22 protein-coding genes and 1 pseudogene are annotated in these 15318 nt (G+C 60.8%); 8 read left to right on the forward strand and 15 right to left on the reverse strand.

Annotated features, from left to right (window positions below):
• The 8 genes from HNQ39_RS29425 to HNQ39_RS29460 all read right to left on the reverse strand — a co-directional run.
• On the reverse strand, positions 1–758 hold a 758-nt coding region (locus tag HNQ39_RS29425), incomplete at its 3' end, for a hypothetical protein (protein WP_184204191.1).
• 2 nt (positions 759–760) lie between these two features.
• Positions 761–1153, reverse strand: a complete 393-nt coding sequence (locus HNQ39_RS29430) for a hypothetical protein (protein WP_184204192.1) — start codon at positions 1151–1153, stop codon at positions 761–763.
• On the reverse strand, positions 1150–1914 hold the full coding sequence (locus HNQ39_RS29435; RefSeq protein WP_184204193.1) for a hypothetical protein: 765 nt from the start codon (positions 1912–1914) through the stop codon (positions 1150–1152). The genes HNQ39_RS29430 and HNQ39_RS29435 overlap by 4 nt, the downstream gene beginning before the upstream one ends.
• Positions 1915–1919: 5 nt before the next feature.
• A complete protein-coding gene (locus tag HNQ39_RS29440; RefSeq protein WP_184204194.1) occupies positions 1920–4556 on the reverse strand; it encodes a phage NrS-1 polymerase family protein in 2637 nt (878 codons plus the stop codon).
• The gene (locus tag HNQ39_RS29445; RefSeq protein WP_184204195.1) at positions 4553–4858 is read right to left on the reverse strand and encodes a hypothetical protein; all 306 of its coding nucleotides are present in this window, start codon (positions 4856–4858) and stop codon (positions 4553–4555) included. The genes HNQ39_RS29440 and HNQ39_RS29445 overlap by 4 nt, the downstream gene beginning before the upstream one ends.
• A gap of 465 nt (positions 4859–5323) precedes the next feature.
• Positions 5324–5782: a hypothetical protein gene (locus HNQ39_RS29450; RefSeq protein WP_184204196.1), complete on the reverse strand. Its 459-nt coding sequence runs from the start codon at positions 5780–5782 to the stop codon at positions 5324–5326.
• 139 nt (positions 5783–5921) lie between these two features.
• Positions 5922–6392: a hypothetical protein gene (locus HNQ39_RS29455; RefSeq protein WP_184204197.1), complete on the reverse strand. Its 471-nt coding sequence runs from the start codon at positions 6390–6392 to the stop codon at positions 5922–5924.
• Positions 6386–6706, reverse strand: coding sequence for a hypothetical protein (locus tag HNQ39_RS29460; protein ID WP_184204198.1), 321 nt, complete (start codon positions 6704–6706; stop codon positions 6386–6388). The genes HNQ39_RS29455 and HNQ39_RS29460 overlap by 7 nt, the downstream gene beginning before the upstream one ends.
• Positions 6707–6880: 174 nt before the next feature.
• Between HNQ39_RS29460 and HNQ39_RS29465 the strand changes: the two genes are divergently transcribed.
• The 7 genes from HNQ39_RS29465 to HNQ39_RS29495 all read left to right on the forward strand — a co-directional run bounded on the left by HNQ39_RS29465 (position 6881) and on the right by HNQ39_RS29495 (position 10460).
• Positions 6881–7234 carry an SWIM zinc finger family protein gene (locus HNQ39_RS29465; protein ID WP_184204199.1) on the forward strand — a complete coding sequence of 118 codons (354 nt, stop codon included), beginning with the start codon at positions 6881–6883 and terminating at the stop codon, positions 7232–7234.
• A gap of 63 nt (positions 7235–7297) precedes the next feature.
• Entirely contained in the window at positions 7298–7636 is a 339-nt protein-coding gene (locus tag HNQ39_RS29470; RefSeq protein WP_184204200.1) for a hypothetical protein, read from the forward strand.
• Positions 7637–8386: 750 nt separating this feature from the next.
• Positions 8387–8533, forward strand: coding sequence for a hypothetical protein (locus HNQ39_RS29475; protein ID WP_184204201.1), 147 nt, complete (start codon positions 8387–8389; stop codon positions 8531–8533).
• Positions 8534–8623: 90 nt separating this feature from the next.
• Positions 8624–9190: a host-nuclease inhibitor Gam family protein gene (locus tag HNQ39_RS29480; protein ID WP_184204202.1), complete on the forward strand. Its 567-nt coding sequence runs from the start codon at positions 8624–8626 to the stop codon at positions 9188–9190.
• Positions 9191–9402: 212 nt separating this feature from the next.
• Entirely contained in the window at positions 9403–9633 is a 231-nt protein-coding gene (locus tag HNQ39_RS29485) for a hypothetical protein (RefSeq protein WP_184204203.1), read from the forward strand.
• A complete protein-coding gene (locus HNQ39_RS29490) occupies positions 9630–9974 on the forward strand; it encodes a hypothetical protein (RefSeq protein WP_184204204.1) in 345 nt (114 codons plus the stop codon). Before HNQ39_RS29485 ends, HNQ39_RS29490 begins: the two co-directional genes overlap by 4 nt.
• Positions 9975–10184: 210 nt before the next feature.
• Entirely contained in the window at positions 10185–10460 is a 276-nt protein-coding gene (locus tag HNQ39_RS29495; RefSeq protein ID WP_184204205.1) for a hypothetical protein, read from the forward strand.
• 259 nt (positions 10461–10719) lie between these two features.
• On the opposite strand, the gene HNQ39_RS29500 is transcribed toward HNQ39_RS29495, so the two are convergent.
• The 3 genes and pseudogenes from HNQ39_RS29500 to HNQ39_RS30775 all read right to left on the reverse strand — a co-directional run bounded on the left by HNQ39_RS29500 (position 10720) and on the right by HNQ39_RS30775 (position 11900).
• Complete coding sequence (locus HNQ39_RS29500) at positions 10720–11403, reverse strand: HGGxSTG domain-containing protein (protein WP_343075998.1); 684 nt, start codon at positions 11401–11403, stop codon at positions 10720–10722.
• Between the two features lie 186 nt (positions 11404–11589).
• Positions 11590–11661 (reverse strand): annotated as a pseudogene (locus HNQ39_RS30770) (hypothetical protein); the annotation flags it as partial.
• 5 nt (positions 11662–11666) lie between these two features.
• Positions 11667–11900, reverse strand: a complete 234-nt coding sequence (locus HNQ39_RS30775) for an HGGxSTG domain-containing protein (RefSeq protein ID WP_343075999.1) — start codon at positions 11898–11900, stop codon at positions 11667–11669.
• Here HNQ39_RS30775 and HNQ39_RS29505 point away from each other — a divergent pair.
• Positions 11808–12026, forward strand: coding sequence for a hypothetical protein (locus HNQ39_RS29505; RefSeq protein ID WP_184204207.1), 219 nt, complete (start codon positions 11808–11810; stop codon positions 12024–12026). The genes HNQ39_RS30775 and HNQ39_RS29505 overlap by 93 nt on opposite strands.
• Positions 12027–12230: 204 nt before the next feature.
• Here HNQ39_RS29505 and HNQ39_RS29510 read toward each other — a convergent pair whose 3' ends face one another.
• The 4 genes from HNQ39_RS29510 to HNQ39_RS29525 all read right to left on the reverse strand — a co-directional run.
• The gene (locus tag HNQ39_RS29510) at positions 12231–12521 is read right to left on the reverse strand and encodes a hypothetical protein (protein WP_184204208.1); all 291 of its coding nucleotides are present in this window, start codon (positions 12519–12521) and stop codon (positions 12231–12233) included.
• A complete protein-coding gene (locus HNQ39_RS29515) occupies positions 12518–13759 on the reverse strand; it encodes a hypothetical protein (RefSeq protein ID WP_184204209.1) in 1242 nt (413 codons plus the stop codon). Before HNQ39_RS29515 ends, HNQ39_RS29510 begins: the two co-directional genes overlap by 4 nt.
• A gap of 1 nt (position 13760) precedes the next feature.
• Positions 13761–14114: a hypothetical protein gene (locus tag HNQ39_RS29520; protein WP_184204210.1), complete on the reverse strand. Its 354-nt coding sequence runs from the start codon at positions 14112–14114 to the stop codon at positions 13761–13763.
• 454 nt (positions 14115–14568) lie between these two features.
• Positions 14569–15318 (reverse strand): hypothetical protein (locus HNQ39_RS29525; RefSeq protein ID WP_184204211.1); only part of this gene is annotated, 750 nt, incomplete at its 5' end.

A 15318-nucleotide genomic window follows, 5' to 3' on the forward strand; every position in this document is an offset into this window, starting at 1 on the left:
TCGCTAGTCCTGGCCGCGTTCATCATCGCATCTCTGGTCGCTGGCGAGAGCAGCGAGTACTTCGCCACCTCCTGCTCGATCCCAAGCATGAGGGCAAGCCGCTGGCGTAGAGACTCGTCGGCTATCTTGGAGGTTTGCTCAATTGCCTTGAGATACTGAGCCGACCAGTTCAGATTCCCATATGGTCCTTTGAGGTTGTGAATACCGATTCGGCCCGCAGCGCTCATAGCCTCAGGATTGCTGGTGATACGCTCCTGAAACGCACGCGCCGCGCTGGCATTGCCCCCCATCAGCCCCAATCGAGCCACGTCGGCCATGCTCCCCCCGCTGGTCGCCCGTGACTCGGTATAGTGATTTGAAGCAGAGGCCACAGCCCCCGTGACAGCAGCCATTGTGACGTAGGCTTCGATCATCCCCTTGACGACCCTGCCAAAACCACCACCGAGGGCAAGAATCGTGTCCAGCACCTTCTTTGCACCGGGAGGGATTTTATCGAGGCTGATTCCCGCCTTTGTTGCAGCTGTGCCCATCTTATCGACAGGCACACGCGGCGCGGCGCTCGCCCCGGCTGCACTTACGGAGCGCTCCACCCGTGCAATTTGGCTTGACGCTTCAGACTGCGCCGCTATTGCCCCTGCGCTTCGCTTTACAGACTTTTGAGCCGCATCAATCTGCTTCAGGACCGAGAGGTACTCTTTCGCGCCCTCAATCCCGTTGAAGATCAGACTCAGATCTATTTCAAGTTCATCTTCACCCATTTCTACTCTCCATCCTCAAGGTTTTGGCCTTCGGGCCTTAGTTCCATATCCTCACTCCAGACCGCGTTTAGAACATCGTCGAGACTCGGCTCCTTGCTGGTGAGCCGGATCGTGTGCCAGCGCGCAAAGGCGACTCCGCAACCCTGCGCGGCATCATCCAGCGCAGCGGCCCCGACCGCGAGCGCCGTATCCAGAGGGAGCGTGCGGCACAGATCACGCAGGTACAGCCAGAGCGTTGCCTCACGGGCAGCAGCGGGCTCCTCCTCGTTCATCATCTTTATCGCCACGGCGGGAGCAAGCAGAATCGCCTTGACAGTCTGGTACGAGTCTAGATGGTCTTTTGCAGAGGCGCGGGTCGTGGAAGGCTCACGACGCTTCAGCGGGTGCATTTTCATCGGATCGCCTTACTCTTGCGAAGGTCCGAATCTCCGCTCTCTGCCGGCCACGAGGTGCCATGCACCCACGGGCTGGCCGCGCCTCGATGCGTGACAGTCAGGCGCTTCCACCTCACGCAGTCTGCCCCCCAGATCGCGAGCTCTTTCATGCTCTGGCGCAGGTGTAGGAACTCGGGATCATCCTCCGCGAGACAGCTTGCGCGCCGGAAGGCTACCAGAAGCCAGTCCGAAGCGCTTTCTCCCGTGGTCTCCCCGTTGAAGAGCTTGATCGGCTCTACAGGCTCGGGAAATCGCTCCGCTTGGCACTCCGATATCGCCCAGGCAAGGAGCACGCCCCGACCATCGCCGGAAGGATAGAGAACCGACTCCAACACGGGCGAGGCGGTCTCAGGCGAGGCGGTGACAGCTTCTGAAGGAGTGGCCACGGGCGGCGCTTCTTGAGGCTGAAGGCTTGGGTCTTCAGCAGGCTCTTGAATCGGGCCTTTTCGGGCCTTTTCGGCCCCTTCGATATCTGCCGGCGCTTTCTCTGTCGGCGCGGCCGCTGGGAGCACGATACCGGCGCCCCGTGTGGTGAGCAGAGAAAGGAGCTCTTCTTTGTGAGTCTGCAAGTACTTGGCGAACGAATCGGGGCGGGCGGGCGGCCTTCCCGTGGCCTTGATCGTTCCATTGGTCGCAGCGAGCTTGATTCCACGCTTGCGGCACTCGGCTAGAAAGTCCGCCGGTGACGTCACTTTGCGGGGAGATTCGACGGGAGCAGTCATCGCGATCATACCTCCAGACTCCAGACCAGTGAGGGGTGAAACTGCCATTTGGCCGTAGGCTTGCGCCCCCTGGTCCCCTCCTCCCGCTCTGGCATCGGCGCTTCTCTGGCATAGCCACGGGAGGCGAGGACAAAGAGCGCCGCCTGTAGGTCCTCGTTGTTCTCGAAAGCTCGAAGATGGGTACGAAGATCGCGCAGGGAGAGCCCTCCGCCTTTCTCCATGGTCTCAGAGACAGCACTGGCGTTTCGCTTCACCCATGCCAAAATCCGAAGCGCTCCCTCCGTGGCCTCGTCCTCCCGGATTCGTGCGAGCGCGGCCCGCGCGTGAGCAGAGAAGTACTTGGCCAGCTCGATTGCCGCGATCATGGTCTCAGAGCTGATAGGACGCTCCGCACCGGGCTTGCCATGTGCTGCCATGTGGAGCACTCCCGCGAGGCGCAGGGTCGCTCCGTGGAGCTTGGCAAGCCACTCGGCAAAGAGCCCGGCTCCTTCGGCTTTTCTCTCTTGCTGAACCTCTCGGTAGAAGTCGGTGAAGAGATCACGCGCGGCCTGGTCCAGCTCGATCATGTGGGGAATTGGCTGGTCGTCGTCGTCGAGGTCTCGGCTCGGGGAGAGCGTGAGAAGATCCTCGATCCTCTTCCGATATCGGGCGAGTACTTGCTCGTCGAGGTCGGGCGTGTCGAATTCATCAGCTGCATCTGTCTCCTCGGAAAAGTAGAACAGGCACCGGGCAAGAATCCCCTTCCCGGCGATCTCTCGCTTCTTGCGGAGCTCGGAGAGTACCTCGGGCTGGACAGCGCACCCGATGGTGAGAGAGGCCTGGTGAACGCTCACGGTGCGACGTGCCGCTCCATTGCCGCCTGCTCGGTCGGTCGTGTGCGATTCTCCCGCGTGAGCCTTGAGATATATCTCCAGAGCGGGCTTGTCTGAGTATCGCCCGATCATGTGAGCAAACGAGGTGCCCTCGGCATCGATCACGGCGAGCCTGCCCTCATTCTCAGCGAGCATCAGCGTCAAGACCTCGGGAGTGGCATCGTCAGCAAGAAGGCGGAGCGGTCGCACGGGCTTGAGTGAACCAACGATATCCCGCGCCGTGTCGAGCTCGGCTTGAATCTCAATGCTGGGATTTCCCTTCGCTGCGGCGGTCTCAGCCTTATTGAGCCGCGCTCGCGCTACCCTCTCTTCACTCTCGGAGCGCTCCACATCAAGCCGCCGAAGAGCGTTCTCCTTCACCTCATACGCTGTGAATGGCTTGCGAATGTGCCCCATGATCGCGGTCTTGCGTGAGCCGGGCGGCGCTATGCCAATGCACCAGAGCGTAAGGGGTTCGGTGTAGCCTCTCTTAGCTGTCACGGCGACGCGCTTCTGAGTCGCAGCGGCGACGGCTGCCAGAACCTGAACGCCGGGAAGGTCGGAGGCAGTGCCAACACTTGCGGCGACACACTCGGAGAAGTCCCTGAGCACGGGCGGGAGAGCCCAGCTCGGGAAGGGAGGGAGATCTTCTTGACCGAAGGGGAGCGGATCGCCTTCCCAGGTATCGGAGGGATCACCGGCGAGAGCAGAAGCGGGCCGGATAGGAGCTGCAGAAAGGAAATCATCGTCCTGGTCTCCGCCGGGAAGGTTCGAGCCTTCCCGGGCGGGCTCGAGCCTTTCCGCTGGCTTGCTCGTGCGCTGGCTGGGACCCTGCCCATGATCGCGCTGGTGAGCTTGCGCGGCTTGCGGCTGGTAGTACTCGGTCTTTCCCTCCGCCGCCTTTGCAATCGTGTAGCTCAGGTAGGTTTGGACGCCTCGCATCGTGTCCCACTTCTCCCGGTAGAGCCCAGAGCGGCGCATCATGGCCTCGGTGCGCGCCTGGTCCCCCTGGGTCCAGAAGAGCAGGAGACCAGCAAGGGCCATATCCGCCTCAGACGCTCCTGGAAGTCCGGCATGGTCGCCCGACCACAGCGCGGCGAACTTGGCCCCGTCCTTTGCTCCGTTGGCCTTGGCGAGCAGCTCGTAGTCGTCCATGTCCAGCGCACTTGGGGCCGGCCTGGTCGCGACCGGCGCGGCTTCCTTCTTCGGGAAGTGGTGAGCGAGGAACTCAGAGAGCACGTCGGGAGCGCCTGAGCAGCTCTCGGGGCTCTCTGGGAGCCTCTGGCCTGTCACGGTGAAGTATCGCCCGCGGTCGTAGCACTCAACCCCCGTGGCCGCGTCCCTGCGCCCGCTCATGCCCTCAGGGAGAGCACCAAGCCCAATGAGCTTGACGCCCGTTCCGCTCGGGGACACTTCGCAGTAAGTCCCGAAGTGATTCACCCACTCCTGCGCCTCGGGGGTGAGCTCTCCCGTGTCTTTGTCTCGGCACTTGTCGAGGTCCACACCGAAATACACATCGTCGGGAGAGAAGACGAAGCCGACACCATCAAAGCCTTGGCGCTTGACACTGGCACGCGCCTGGTCGAAGGTTGCCCAAGTCGCCGGGTCGGTGCTCTTGGCGGCTCCTTTGCCGTCGGCGCGGAAGGGTGCTTTTGTCCATGCGCCGGGCTTGCCATCGCTGCCAGCTCGCCACACGAAACGCCACCCGACCCACTGAGGGAGCGCCTTGAGCTCGGGGGGAATGGCATCGAAGAGAGTTGGGAGCGCTCGGGGTTTCGCGAGCTGGTTCACAGAGTCACCACCTTTGCCGCGATCAGCTCCGCAAGTACTTGCGGGTCGCCTTCATGGGTCGCGTGCTCTCGCCGACGTCGCAGCTCGTCCACGGTGGCGAGGTACTCAGCCCGCGTGAGGTCCTCGTGAAGAAGCCTGGCAAGCCGAAGGATAGGAACATCTGAGAGCGACCAGCCCGACACGGTGAGGCGCTCCGCGGCGCGATCGATCACCGGGGCGACCATCGGGGAAGGGTGCCAGCGTCTTATGCGCTGGTAGCGTTGATATTGTGGGCTGAAGCCCTGAAAAGATTCTGTACTCATTACAAGCCCCTAAAAACCAGACAGCCCTGCTACACGGGGGCAAAGGTGTAGCAGGGCTCTGTCCGTCCGGGCGAACCGCGGGGGGATCAATCCCTCTGGTACGTCGCCACGATCTGACAAAATCTCGTTCAGGTATATTTTTGCCCCCGAACATCGTTATGGGGCGGGAGGCTCACTGAGAGTCTCGCCGCTACTCAACAGCAAGTAGCAGCGGGTCCGAAGACCGAGAGGGGGGACAGACAGTACATCAAGCCGGATTATTTTATATCACTGCTTGACATAGTATTATGTCTGCCGTAAACTTTGCGTACAACTTCGCGTAGCTTACGGCTACCCTCAGACCCTGTCGCAACTTCCACATCGCGACGGGGTCTTTCACTTTTACACTACTGTTGGGATGATGCTACCAAAAATCATAGGTGCGGTCAAGCCCTAGTGATTTCCAGAGCAAACAATCTTTTGCTTTTAGCTTTTCCCCTTCCAGAATTGCCACCACGGGCGCTCAGCCTGGCTCGGTGGGGTGATTCCACCCCCAGGGGCCGTATCGTCAGCGTGGGAGCTCTCAGCGAGGCCGGACGGCTCAATCCGCTGATTCGAACTATCCTCGATACGAAGTCTCCCAGTGCCAGCGAGCACGGCGGCGAGGCGCTTGTCCGAGTCTTCAAGGCGTGAAGCGAGCGCCTGAGTGGTGAGCTGCTCTCTCTCCAGTGCGGACCGCAGGAAAGCCACCTCGGAGCGGAGCTGCTCCACAAGCTCCCCTGAGTCTTTCCCGCTTGCCTGAGTGTCAGGCGAGCGCCCTTTTGTTCCTGTTTCTGCCTGCCTGCCTGTGTCAGGCGAGCGCCTGTCTTCGCCGGGCACTTCCTCGGTAGACTCCTCGCGTCCCATCAGCTCAGAGAGAGCTGAGAGGCGAAACTCGACAGGCACACCCTGCCTCTTTCGCCTGGCAGTGTCAGGCAAGAGCCTGGCAAACCGGCGCACGCTTCGCTCTGAGACCTGAAGGAGCGCCACCGCTTGAGTCGCAGTGACCCACTCCGGCGCCGTGGTCTCAGAAGAGCTCGGCACGCTACTCGCGCCCGCCCGTGTGCTCTGTGCCTGGTCCGTGAATCTCCAGCGAGATCCGCGCGATCAGCTGCACGAGGTCTTCGGCCAAGTCCAGCCCCGCAGAGCCACCGATCACCTCCGCGCAAGCTCGGCCACGAGCGGCGTCCACACGTTCCGCGACCGGCAAGAGCGCTTCCAGGCCCGCAAGGAGCTGGCGAACGTCTGGAGTGTCCAGAGCGTGGAAGGGAATCGGATGGGCGAGCGCTGCGGCGGCTTGATCGCTCTCACAAGCTCCCAGCGTCTGGAGGCCGCGCACGACGGCGCGGGAGTTCTCACGCGCCTCTTTTGCGAGCGCCTCGCCTTCCAGAGAGCCACACTCACGGGCGGCGTGCCACGCCCTAGAACCGGCGCGCATTGCAGCTATGGCATGCGTCTGGAGCCTGTCGAGCTCTTCCGCAGGCACGGGCTTTGTCGAGCCGCCCGCGCTTACCATAGTGGGGCCACTTCGCCCGTGAGCACGTCGCGGCCTTCCTTCTTGCGCCGCTTGATCGCCTGGCCACGGGGACAGTCCCAGCGATGGCCTTCCAGGGCCTGGCCTGCGGTACAGGTGCACTGAATCTCCATAAGAGGCTTCGGCGGGACACCAGGACCAGCAGAGGCTTTCTTACCGTTCTCACGAGACGCCGCCGCCTTGCGCTCTGTCTTGATCGAGCCTAGCGCAACCGCCGCCGCGAGCTTCTTCTCCCCCGTCTTGGGGTCCTCAATGTACTCCCCGTCTAAGAGCGCGGGGTTCCCTGCCTTACTCATATTTCCTCACTTAGACCCTAACAACAGGGTTTCAGAGAAGTGTATCAGAACTCTAAAAAAAAGGCTAATAATTTTTTGTCCTATCCCCTTCTTACTCTTGACGAAACCCTAACAATAGGGTATATTACAAGTGTGCCGAGCGAGAGAGCCGGACAAGAAGAGGAACCCTGAATCATGAACCTGACACCGAACACGATCATCGAAGCCGCCGAGCGCCGCGCCTACGCAGAGTACGAGCTCTACCGAGTAGAGAACACCGGGCGCGGTGAGTGGAATGTGACCCGCTGGAACGATGCAGGCCGTGACTACACGGTGAAGGCAGACAGCGAGACCTACAACTGGACTTGCGACTGCCCCGCCCACGAGAAGACAGGCCAGCCCTGCAAGCATGTTTTCATCGTGCGACTGCGGGAAGAGGAGAACGCCGCCGATGAAGCCCGCGCCGATGCCTACAGCGAGGCTGACTACTTCTTCATGAAGGAATGCCAAGCCGAGAGCCTCGCAGAGACCGAGGGAGCCTGGTACTAGGCTCCCGACCAGGGGGAGCGCTTCTGCTCCCCCGAGACCTTCACACAGAAAGAGACAACCCCCATGAAGTTCGACCGACCCTACAACGAATCCGATCACGGCGACTATGCCGCCTGGCTTGCTGCCACCGCCCCCGAGCTGGAGAGGCTCGCACAGCTCCCCGAGGTCACGCCCCAGCCCGTGTACAGCCTTCACCTCCCGACCGGCGCGACCGCCAAGAGCAACCGAGCTTCTCACGTAGCGCACCCGATCAGCTCCGCCGAGCAGCTCGCCAGCTTGCTCCCTCGCAAGCTCGCCAAGAACGCCGAAGGTATCCACCGGCACGTCCTGACCTGCCTAGAGGCCGGGCGCGAATCCGTGACGATTCAGCACAGCCCCTATATCAGCGCAGGCCCCGCGTGAGGCCACCACAGCGAGCGAGACCGCCCCCAGCTCGATCCCGCAGAAGCCCACCGGATAGGTTCCCCGGTGGGCTTTTTGCTGCCCAGATCGCTACAATATGCTGACAAACATCTGTTTACAAGATCGCCCCCAAGCGGTCAGAAAGAGACAATAACCGTGCTACGATTCCTCGCTAAGAAGATACTGCTCCGCTTCTTACCCGCTAAGGCTAAGCCCTCGAAAGAGCTACCGCGATTCAGAAGAGGTAGTAACCCGTGGGAGAGTATCCCGCCCCGACCAGCCGGAGAATGGTTCCCGATCACGCGGCCTGAGGACGATCCCAACAGGGAGAGAGCTGAGCAGTGGATGAGAAGACAGAAGTAGAGCACGAGCCCGCTGGATGGTTCCCCGGCGGGCTTTTTGCTGCCTGAAGTGCCCAAAAGGGGAATTTTGCGAAATTTGCGAAATTGTTGCTTATAGAATAGGTATTTACTTCTTCTTCTTCTTCTTCTTCTATTACACTCACCCCCTACACCCTATAGGAGTGCGTCGCAAATTTCGCAAATTACTCAAAATAGAGACCAGCGCAGCAAGAGCCTCAGCCCGCTCCCTCCCGTGGCTAGAAGAAGATCTTCCTCCCGGTCTTGCGATCACCACCCCGAGCCTCGCCACAGAGCGCCGCTTTCCCTCCCCCTTGAGTGCCTGAAAAAAACCCTAACTATTTATCCTGTTTTGCTTGACGAAACCCTACCAATAGGCTATACTTTAGTCATGGAAAGCATATTTACCGAGCGCGACCTCGCAGAGTTTGCAATGGAGTACGGCCCCGACCAAGAGCGGGAGCGCGAAGAGTACGAAGCGGAGGGGCACCACGCTCCCGAGCTCTCCGATGAAGAGCTGGAGCCCTTCGCGGAGTAGAGACCAGGGAAGGTTCGAACCTTCCCGCCAGGGGGAGGCGATCAGCTTCCCCCACCGACCCGGCGAGAATCGCCACAGAAAGCCCCGACCATGGAAAACACTATCCCGACCACCCTACCGACCCTTAGCGAAGAGACAGAGCTGCCCGGCGGCTTCGTGCTCGACACCCACGAGAAGTGCGACTGGTTTCTCTCCAAGCTCGCCGACTTCGATGCCGAGGAGCAGAAGATCAAGACCCGTGCCGCCCAGATCATTGCCCAGATGGAGGCCATGATCGCCCGGAACAAGACCGACCGCGACGCCTTCCAGGCCCGGTTCTACCAGCAGTTCCAGCAGTTCGTAGCCCAAGAGATCGCCGCCGACCGCAAGGGCCGCAAGTCGATCATCTTCTTCAACGGAACCGCCGCCTTTCGCACCGTCCCCCCCGCGCTCGTGGTGGAGTCTCCGCAGGATGCCCTGACCACGGCCCGCGCCGTGTGCCCCAGCGCGATCACCAAAGAGGAGCGGGAGAAGTTCGACCGGGAGGCTTTCCTAGCCTACGCAAAGGCGCACTTCGAGTCCACGGGGGAGATTCTGCCGGGCCTCAAGCGCACGGAGGAGCAAGAGCGCTTCTCGATTAAGATCGCCGCGCCGAAGGAGAGCGCAGAAACGCCGTAGGAGGCGATCACACGGGGCGGGGGGTGAAATCGTACCACCCACGCCCCAAACGGCCCAGGCTGAGGCGCTGAGCGCCCAGCGCGGTCCCAAGAAACCGCAAGCGCTGAAGGTGCAAGCCTTCAGACGGGCAGGGGTGCCCCGACCAAGAGACCCCCTGCCCATTGACACCGACCAACCAAGGCTTACCGATGCAGAACAATATTACATTAAACTTGACCGCCTCTCAAGCAGACACGCTGGAAGATGCCCTGCGCACCTTTGCCCCCGCAGTGCGCCCTGCGATTCGACCAAGCGCCGCCCGTGGCCGCTACTTCGCCTTCTTCACCGACTCCCAGCGGCCCGCCGCCGTGGCCGCGCTGGAGAGCTACGCGACCGATATTCACCCTGGCGACCGCACCGCCCGATGCCTGGTGAACCGAATCCAGAAGGGAGGCCTCTCGTGACCAGTCCAGTGCCCCCGGCCCCGAAGTCTCTTGCGCGGATTCTGCATGAGCAGATGCTCCGCTCCTGGTACGAGACCCCGCTCGCCTCTCAGATGCTCACGCCCGTTGAGGATGATCTCCTCAGCTTCCTGCGCACGGAGCGCCTGCCAGATGAGCCGCTCTCGTGGCCTGAGGTTCGCGCGGAACTGATCGCCCAGGGCTCGACAGAGGCCGAGCTCGATGCGGAGCGCGTGCAGTATCGCGAAGCTATGCGCGATCTTCGCGCCCGCCTGGCCGCCTTCATTGCTGCCACGGAGCACCTGGAAGAGCCCGTGCCGATCATGGAGCCCCCTTCAGTCTGAGTGCCACGGGGGAGACGATCAGCCTCCCCCTGGCGAAGATCCGAATCTTCAGCCCCTTCTGATTGTCTTTTGCTCGCCTTTGCTGGCAAACAGACGTTTGATTTTTGTGCGATAATACGCACAGACCGCCCTATGGGCCCCGTGATGGTCATCCCATCGCAGAAAGTTACAGCGACAATGAACGAAAAGCCTGAAATTAAACTCTTGCTTGTGCATCAACCACCCGCATTTGACAAGAATGTCCGTTTTTTTAAGCTCGGTTATGGAGACATGGAGTTCTACTACACCGCAGACGGCATGCTCTCGGACAATCCCGAGGACGTGAAGATCACGCCTCCTGCCTGGCAGACAGCGCACAAGGAGCAGCGCGACGCGATCATCTTCCCGTCCTACCTGGACAAGCAGGTGCGCAAGATCATTTATGCGACGTGGGAAGAGCTGAAGGACGCTCGGATCGCCAAGCGCCGAGAGCTCCTCGGCAGATAGTCGGGTTGGTGAGTCACTTCCCCCGTGAGGACCACGGGGGACTTTTTCAAAGAAAGGAAACGCGGCCACGGCGGAGCGACTGAGCTTCGCCAGAGCGAAAAGCACACCACCTGATGAACCGTCTTTAACTGTCACGTTCGCTGGAGAGTCCAGCACGGCCCCCGAAGGTTTGCAGACCCGAGGGGGCTTTTTCGTTTCAACAAAAATCGGCAGGGAGGCTCTCTGTTGAACGCCCTGTGATAACCGTTTCGACCGCACTCTACGGCGTTCCTCGGTCGCCTGGCTTGCTCTCGCCTCGCAGCCCGCTACGGGTAGGAGTGCTCCCGCCGTGCGACTCAGAAAGGCTCTCACTGTGCGACTCAAGAGCCTCCCGTCGCTTCTGAGCACGTCGCCGGTTACTCTCTCGTATCGCGTCGCGGCCCGCCTGTGTCTTCGGCCCGGTAGACTTGCCACCATGCCACTTACACCGATTCTTGCCCGGCTCTGGCTTGCACTTGCACGAGGTCCCGCGCCTGGTCTTAGCTCCGCAGATTAAGTACTCTTCCTTCGGCTGGCCGAAGGTACCAACCTTGGCTTTTGGCATTCTCCAGAGGTGGGCACGGGTCACACCGTCACTTCCTACGCGATAGACTCTCTGCGCCTTCCCCTGTGTGATGAGAAACAGCCGGCGCGCTAGTGGATGGAGTCCGGCAGTGTAGCCCGTGACCTTGGCCTGATCGAACTCCCAGCTAGGCGAGAGCAGGGGTGAGGAGATCCTCGACGAGCTCGCCCGCCTCACCTGAGCTGCCAGCTTCTTGCTACTAGCCAGCTTGCGGTAGAAGGTCGCGCGGCTGATCCCCCACGCCTGCGCCGCCGTTTTCATGTCCCCACCGATGGTTAGAGCACGTAGCGCGGCATCTTTTCCAGACCCCATGACGCGTGCGCGTGTGGCGATTTGTGCCACTTGCAAGGGGTTTTCATGTCTCCATGGGGTTGCGCGTGCACGTGTCTCACGCTGAATCACTGCCGCGACTCCCAGCTCCGCCGATGCTTCCTTCAGCCAGGCTGAGTAAGAGCCGGTTTTATAGGCAGGGTGTTCAGGTCCTCGACCGTTGCACCCTCCGTGCATACGGCACCGTCCGTTGGGCATGGGTGGATTCTGGCACGGGTCGCCGCTGCGAGTCTTGGCCCCGCAAGTGGGGGAGTGGGGATTTAGAGGCATGGCGTTTATTCCTGGCGTAGCTTCGGCGCTTCGCCTTTCTGAAGCGCTTGCTCTTGTTGTGTCCTCGACTCGATACCTCGCCGCCGGTTACTCTCTCGGATCGCTTCACGCCCGGCCTCAGTCCGCGGTCCCGTACTCTTGCCACCATGGAAACGACAGCGGCGCTTCCCTTCTTCGGGCTTGCACTGGCAGGGAGTCCCGCGCCGGGTCTTGGCACCGCAGCGGAGGAGCTTGCCCACTTTCTTGAGACCACGCTCGGCAAGACGTGCTTCCCCCTGGTGGCGACGGGTCACCGCCTTATCGAACCAGACGGGAGCTTTGCGGAGGCGATAGAGCGCAGTGAGGCGCTTGTGACTCTCCCATAGTTTCAGCTCTTCTCTCTCGTGTGCGAGCCTCCGCGCAAAAAGTGCAGAAACGTCCTTCCAGAGCTCGATATTCTCTGCTTTGACAGGCTTTTTACGCATCAGATACAACCATTTCCTTGTCTCTGAATCCAGACCCCATGCCGCGCGCCCGCGCGGTTTTTGCCTCCGTGATCGGTTTTTTATCTATATTTATCGGTATTTCCTCTACGGAGTCTTTGCCAGCACGATCTCTTCGACGGTGAGCAGCTCTCCAGTCTCCAGCCAGCGTGAGAGCACGCCGATGAGCTCTTGGACCTCGTAGCGCCCCAGTTGGGTGTCGGCGGAGAGGATCAACCGGGCGGGCTCGGGGTGTGCTATGGCACCATCCGCGGCCACGATCACCGGCTGATGGATCGTCACCGGCGGGGCGTCTGGTCTGTCGTCGTCGTCACTGGCACCATCGATCATCGCGAGGTAGTGGCCGCGCTCGCGGAACTGGTGAAAGCCTGTCTTCATACGCTCCGAATCTCGCTGATCGTGACGCCGACACGAGAGCGGATCTCTTTGCCGTCGTGGTCCATCCCAACGTGCCGCAGCGCGATCACCCGCTCTGCGAGCTGCTTCTCGGCACGGGTGGCGCGGAGCTTGTGTGCCACTGCCTGGAACTCTGAATCGAGGTGAGTCTCGATCAGCTGCATCACGACACTGCGCCGGATATCGCCAGCTTCGCGCCGTGAGGGCTGAATCAGGGTGACGGTGACCATTTTCGCGTTGTCCTTGATAATGCTGGCCTTCGTCTTGCGACCTTGGAGAGTCTGTGCCGCAGCGATTCCACGGAGACCACGGTAGGCGTCGATACCTGCGTGCCGGAACGTCCCGTCTTTGGCTACGATGATCTCCCGCCCGTCCTCGGTCTTGACGAGCTGGCCGCCGACGGTCTGGCGAAGCTCCGAAGCTCCGTCTTTGTCGTCGTCAGAGGATCCACTTTCCAGCGTCGGCAGACTCTGACGCCAGCGGGCTCTCTGCTCGGGCGAGAGGTCGGCAGGAGTGAGCGCCGGTCGCGCTTTTGGAGCTTCTGCCACGGTGGGGCGCGTCAGGCGCTCCGTCGGAGGTCCTAACCTCCGCTCCGAGGGCTCGAGCTTTTGGGCAGGACTCGCCAGAGGAGGCGCTCCGTCGGAGGCTTGAGACTCTGCTCCGAGCACTTCACCGGTGGTGAGTTTCGGCTCGAAAATCTCCCGCGCATGGCTGTTCCGCCCGCGCATGGCTGTTTCGTTTTCAGCCTCCCCTGTGCTCGGTGTATGTTGCTCGGTATTCCCTCTACGAAGAGGCGCGCTCTTTTCCGGCTTAACCTGAGCTTCAGGTTTTGGTACAGGAGCTTCAGGGGCTGGTACCGGCTCTAGAAACTCCCTCGGGATGCTGTAGCGCCCTCGCGGCCCTTGTACCCACGCGTGGCCGGTCTCGTCCCCGTAGCCTCCCAGAACCTTGACGGTCTCGCCGGGAATGATCAGCGACACGGACGACACGCGGCGCAGGTCCCCAGGTGAGCTGGCAAGAAGTCGGTGCGCCGCAGAGGGTGTCACCTTCAGAGCGCGGGCAATGGCATCAAGGCTCTTGCCTTCAAGACGCAGCGACCAGGCGCGGAGCTGGAGAGCCTTATCTTCGGCGCTGTGGTTCGAACGGTGAAGCTCCGTAGCTTCACCACCACCGGCAGTCTCCGCGTTGGCCGCAAGAATCGAGGGCGGAGGGTCGATCATTCTAAGAGCTCCATGTGTGGATAAAGGCAGTCATCTGGAATGAGGCGCCCTGAGCGATCACCACCTGGTCGCCCTCGCCTGCGGTCTCCAGCAGCGTGAGGACCTGCGCATGGATCGCGCCCGCATACTCGTTTGTCGCAGCGGCCCCGGCGAGTTCAGAGAGTGTGAGCGCCCGCGGGCGGGCTGTGGTCTCCCCCGGCATGATCGCAAAGAAGATCTGCCCAGGGGCCGCGTCTGCCACGGCTCGATACTCGGCCTCGCTGGCGACAAACTGAGCCGACACGGTGTCGGTGAGCTCCGTGTCGGTCATGTCGTCGATAGTGTCCGGGGTGATTACCATTAGTACGGCTTCCATTTCCCCCAGTGGTCCACGTAGAACAAGCCTGGGATAGAAGCCCCCGTGCCCAGAGGGTCGGGGGCGAATCGGAACTTTCCATCAGGGGTCATGAGCGGGCCGCGACTCCCTGGGATGATGGGTAAGGAGCTAATCACCCGCTCCATCTGAGCAGAGTATGCCAGCGAGCCGTGTTCAAGTGCCCGCCCTTGCATACGACGAAATAAGTCGCGCTGCATCTGAGATTCATCCATGTTTCACCTCTAAGATTGCAATAGTTTCAACTATGCAATTATATCAATTTTTGCAAACATTTGTTCTATTTTTGCCCTATTAAGTGGGAAGTGTTTGCCTTGAAAGAAGCTCTTAGAGCCTCGTTTGCAACATAAGCGGGATTATCGGACGACAGAAAGAACGATAAAAACGCCACTTAGGCAAACACTTCCTCTTGAATCACGATTCAATACTTCAAGCTCTAACCAAGAGCTCCCAGCCGAAGCTGTCCGGTCATCATTGCTTGATGAAGGAACTGGCCGCGCAGGTTGTCGGGGAGCGCCTCGCGGGTGCGCCGCCCGCCTCCGATGATCCCCGAGAGTCGGTTCATAGCCTCGGTATTGACCTGCAAGGCCATAGTGTTGGACATGATCGGCGATTCGCGCAATCCCTGCGCCTCTTGCTGACGACGAGTGCGAAACGCCTTCAGGTGGTTGGGCCACAGGTCCTCGTTCGTCTCAACCCCAGGATCGCCTGGAACTCGGCCCCCTGTCCACATGCCCATTTGAGTCTTGAACTTCTTGTGCATATCGGCACGGGCGTACCATAGGTCTGTGCCCGCCTCTTCACCAGGCCTATACCCAGCGTCTCCCAGCTTCCCGTGAGTCATGGCCCCCATGAAGGTGTCGTATCGCTTCCCATCGTCCCCGAGTGCTTCACGGATCCTCTGGCGAGCCGCTTTTATTGTTGTGGCTGTTTCGTTGACGCTCTTAGTGACTTCTTGAATCAGCCCAACAGCATCCTCTCCAAACACGGACATGAGGGAAAATCCTAGATTTTCAATTGCCTGCTTTTGCATCTTCAGCGCAGCGAGCGCCTCCTGCGACCGGCGCTGTGTCGCAGAGTCGTTGAAATACTCGCTAGTCCTGGCCGCGTTCATCATCGCATCTCTGGTCGCTGGCGAGAGCAGCGAGTACTTCGCCACCTCCTGCTCGATCCCAAGCATGAGGGC

The organism is Armatimonas rosea, from assembly GCF_014202505.1.
GTDB classification, from domain to species: Bacteria; Armatimonadota; Armatimonadia; order Armatimonadales; family Armatimonadaceae; genus Armatimonas; species Armatimonas rosea.

Coding starts and splice junctions, on each gene's coding strand:
- HNQ39_RS29430 (WP_184204192.1), bottom strand. CDS start 1,153: ATGAAAATGCACCCGCTGAAGCGTCGTGAGCCTTCCACGACCCGCGCC.
- HNQ39_RS29435 (WP_184204193.1), bottom strand. CDS start 1,914: ATGACTGCTCCCGTCGAATCTCCCCGCAAAGTGACGTCACCGGCGGAC.
- HNQ39_RS29445 (WP_184204195.1), bottom strand. CDS start 4,858: ATGAGTACAGAATCTTTTCAGGGCTTCAGCCCACAATATCAACGCTAC.
- HNQ39_RS29455 (WP_184204197.1), bottom strand. CDS start 6,392: ATGGTAAGCGCGGGCGGCTCGACAAAGCCCGTGCCTGCGGAAGAGCTC.
- HNQ39_RS29460 (WP_184204198.1), bottom strand. CDS start 6,706: ATGAGTAAGGCAGGGAACCCCGCGCTCTTAGACGGGGAGTACATTGAG.
- HNQ39_RS29465 (WP_184204199.1), top strand. CDS start 6,881: ATGAACCTGACACCGAACACGATCATCGAAGCCGCCGAGCGCCGCGCC.
- HNQ39_RS29470 (WP_184204200.1), top strand. CDS start 7,298: ATGAAGTTCGACCGACCCTACAACGAATCCGATCACGGCGACTATGCC.
- HNQ39_RS29475 (WP_184204201.1), top strand. CDS start 8,387: ATGGAAAGCATATTTACCGAGCGCGACCTCGCAGAGTTTGCAATGGAG.
- HNQ39_RS29480 (WP_184204202.1), top strand. CDS start 8,624: ATGGAAAACACTATCCCGACCACCCTACCGACCCTTAGCGAAGAGACA.
- HNQ39_RS29505 (WP_184204207.1), top strand. CDS start 11,808: ATGGAAACGACAGCGGCGCTTCCCTTCTTCGGGCTTGCACTGGCAGGG.
- HNQ39_RS29510 (WP_184204208.1), bottom strand. CDS start 12,521: ATGAAGACAGGCTTTCACCAGTTCCGCGAGCGCGGCCACTACCTCGCG.
- HNQ39_RS29515 (WP_184204209.1), bottom strand. CDS start 13,759: ATGATCGACCCTCCGCCCTCGATTCTTGCGGCCAACGCGGAGACTGCC.
- HNQ39_RS29520 (WP_184204210.1), bottom strand. CDS start 14,114: ATGGAAGCCGTACTAATGGTAATCACCCCGGACACTATCGACGACATG.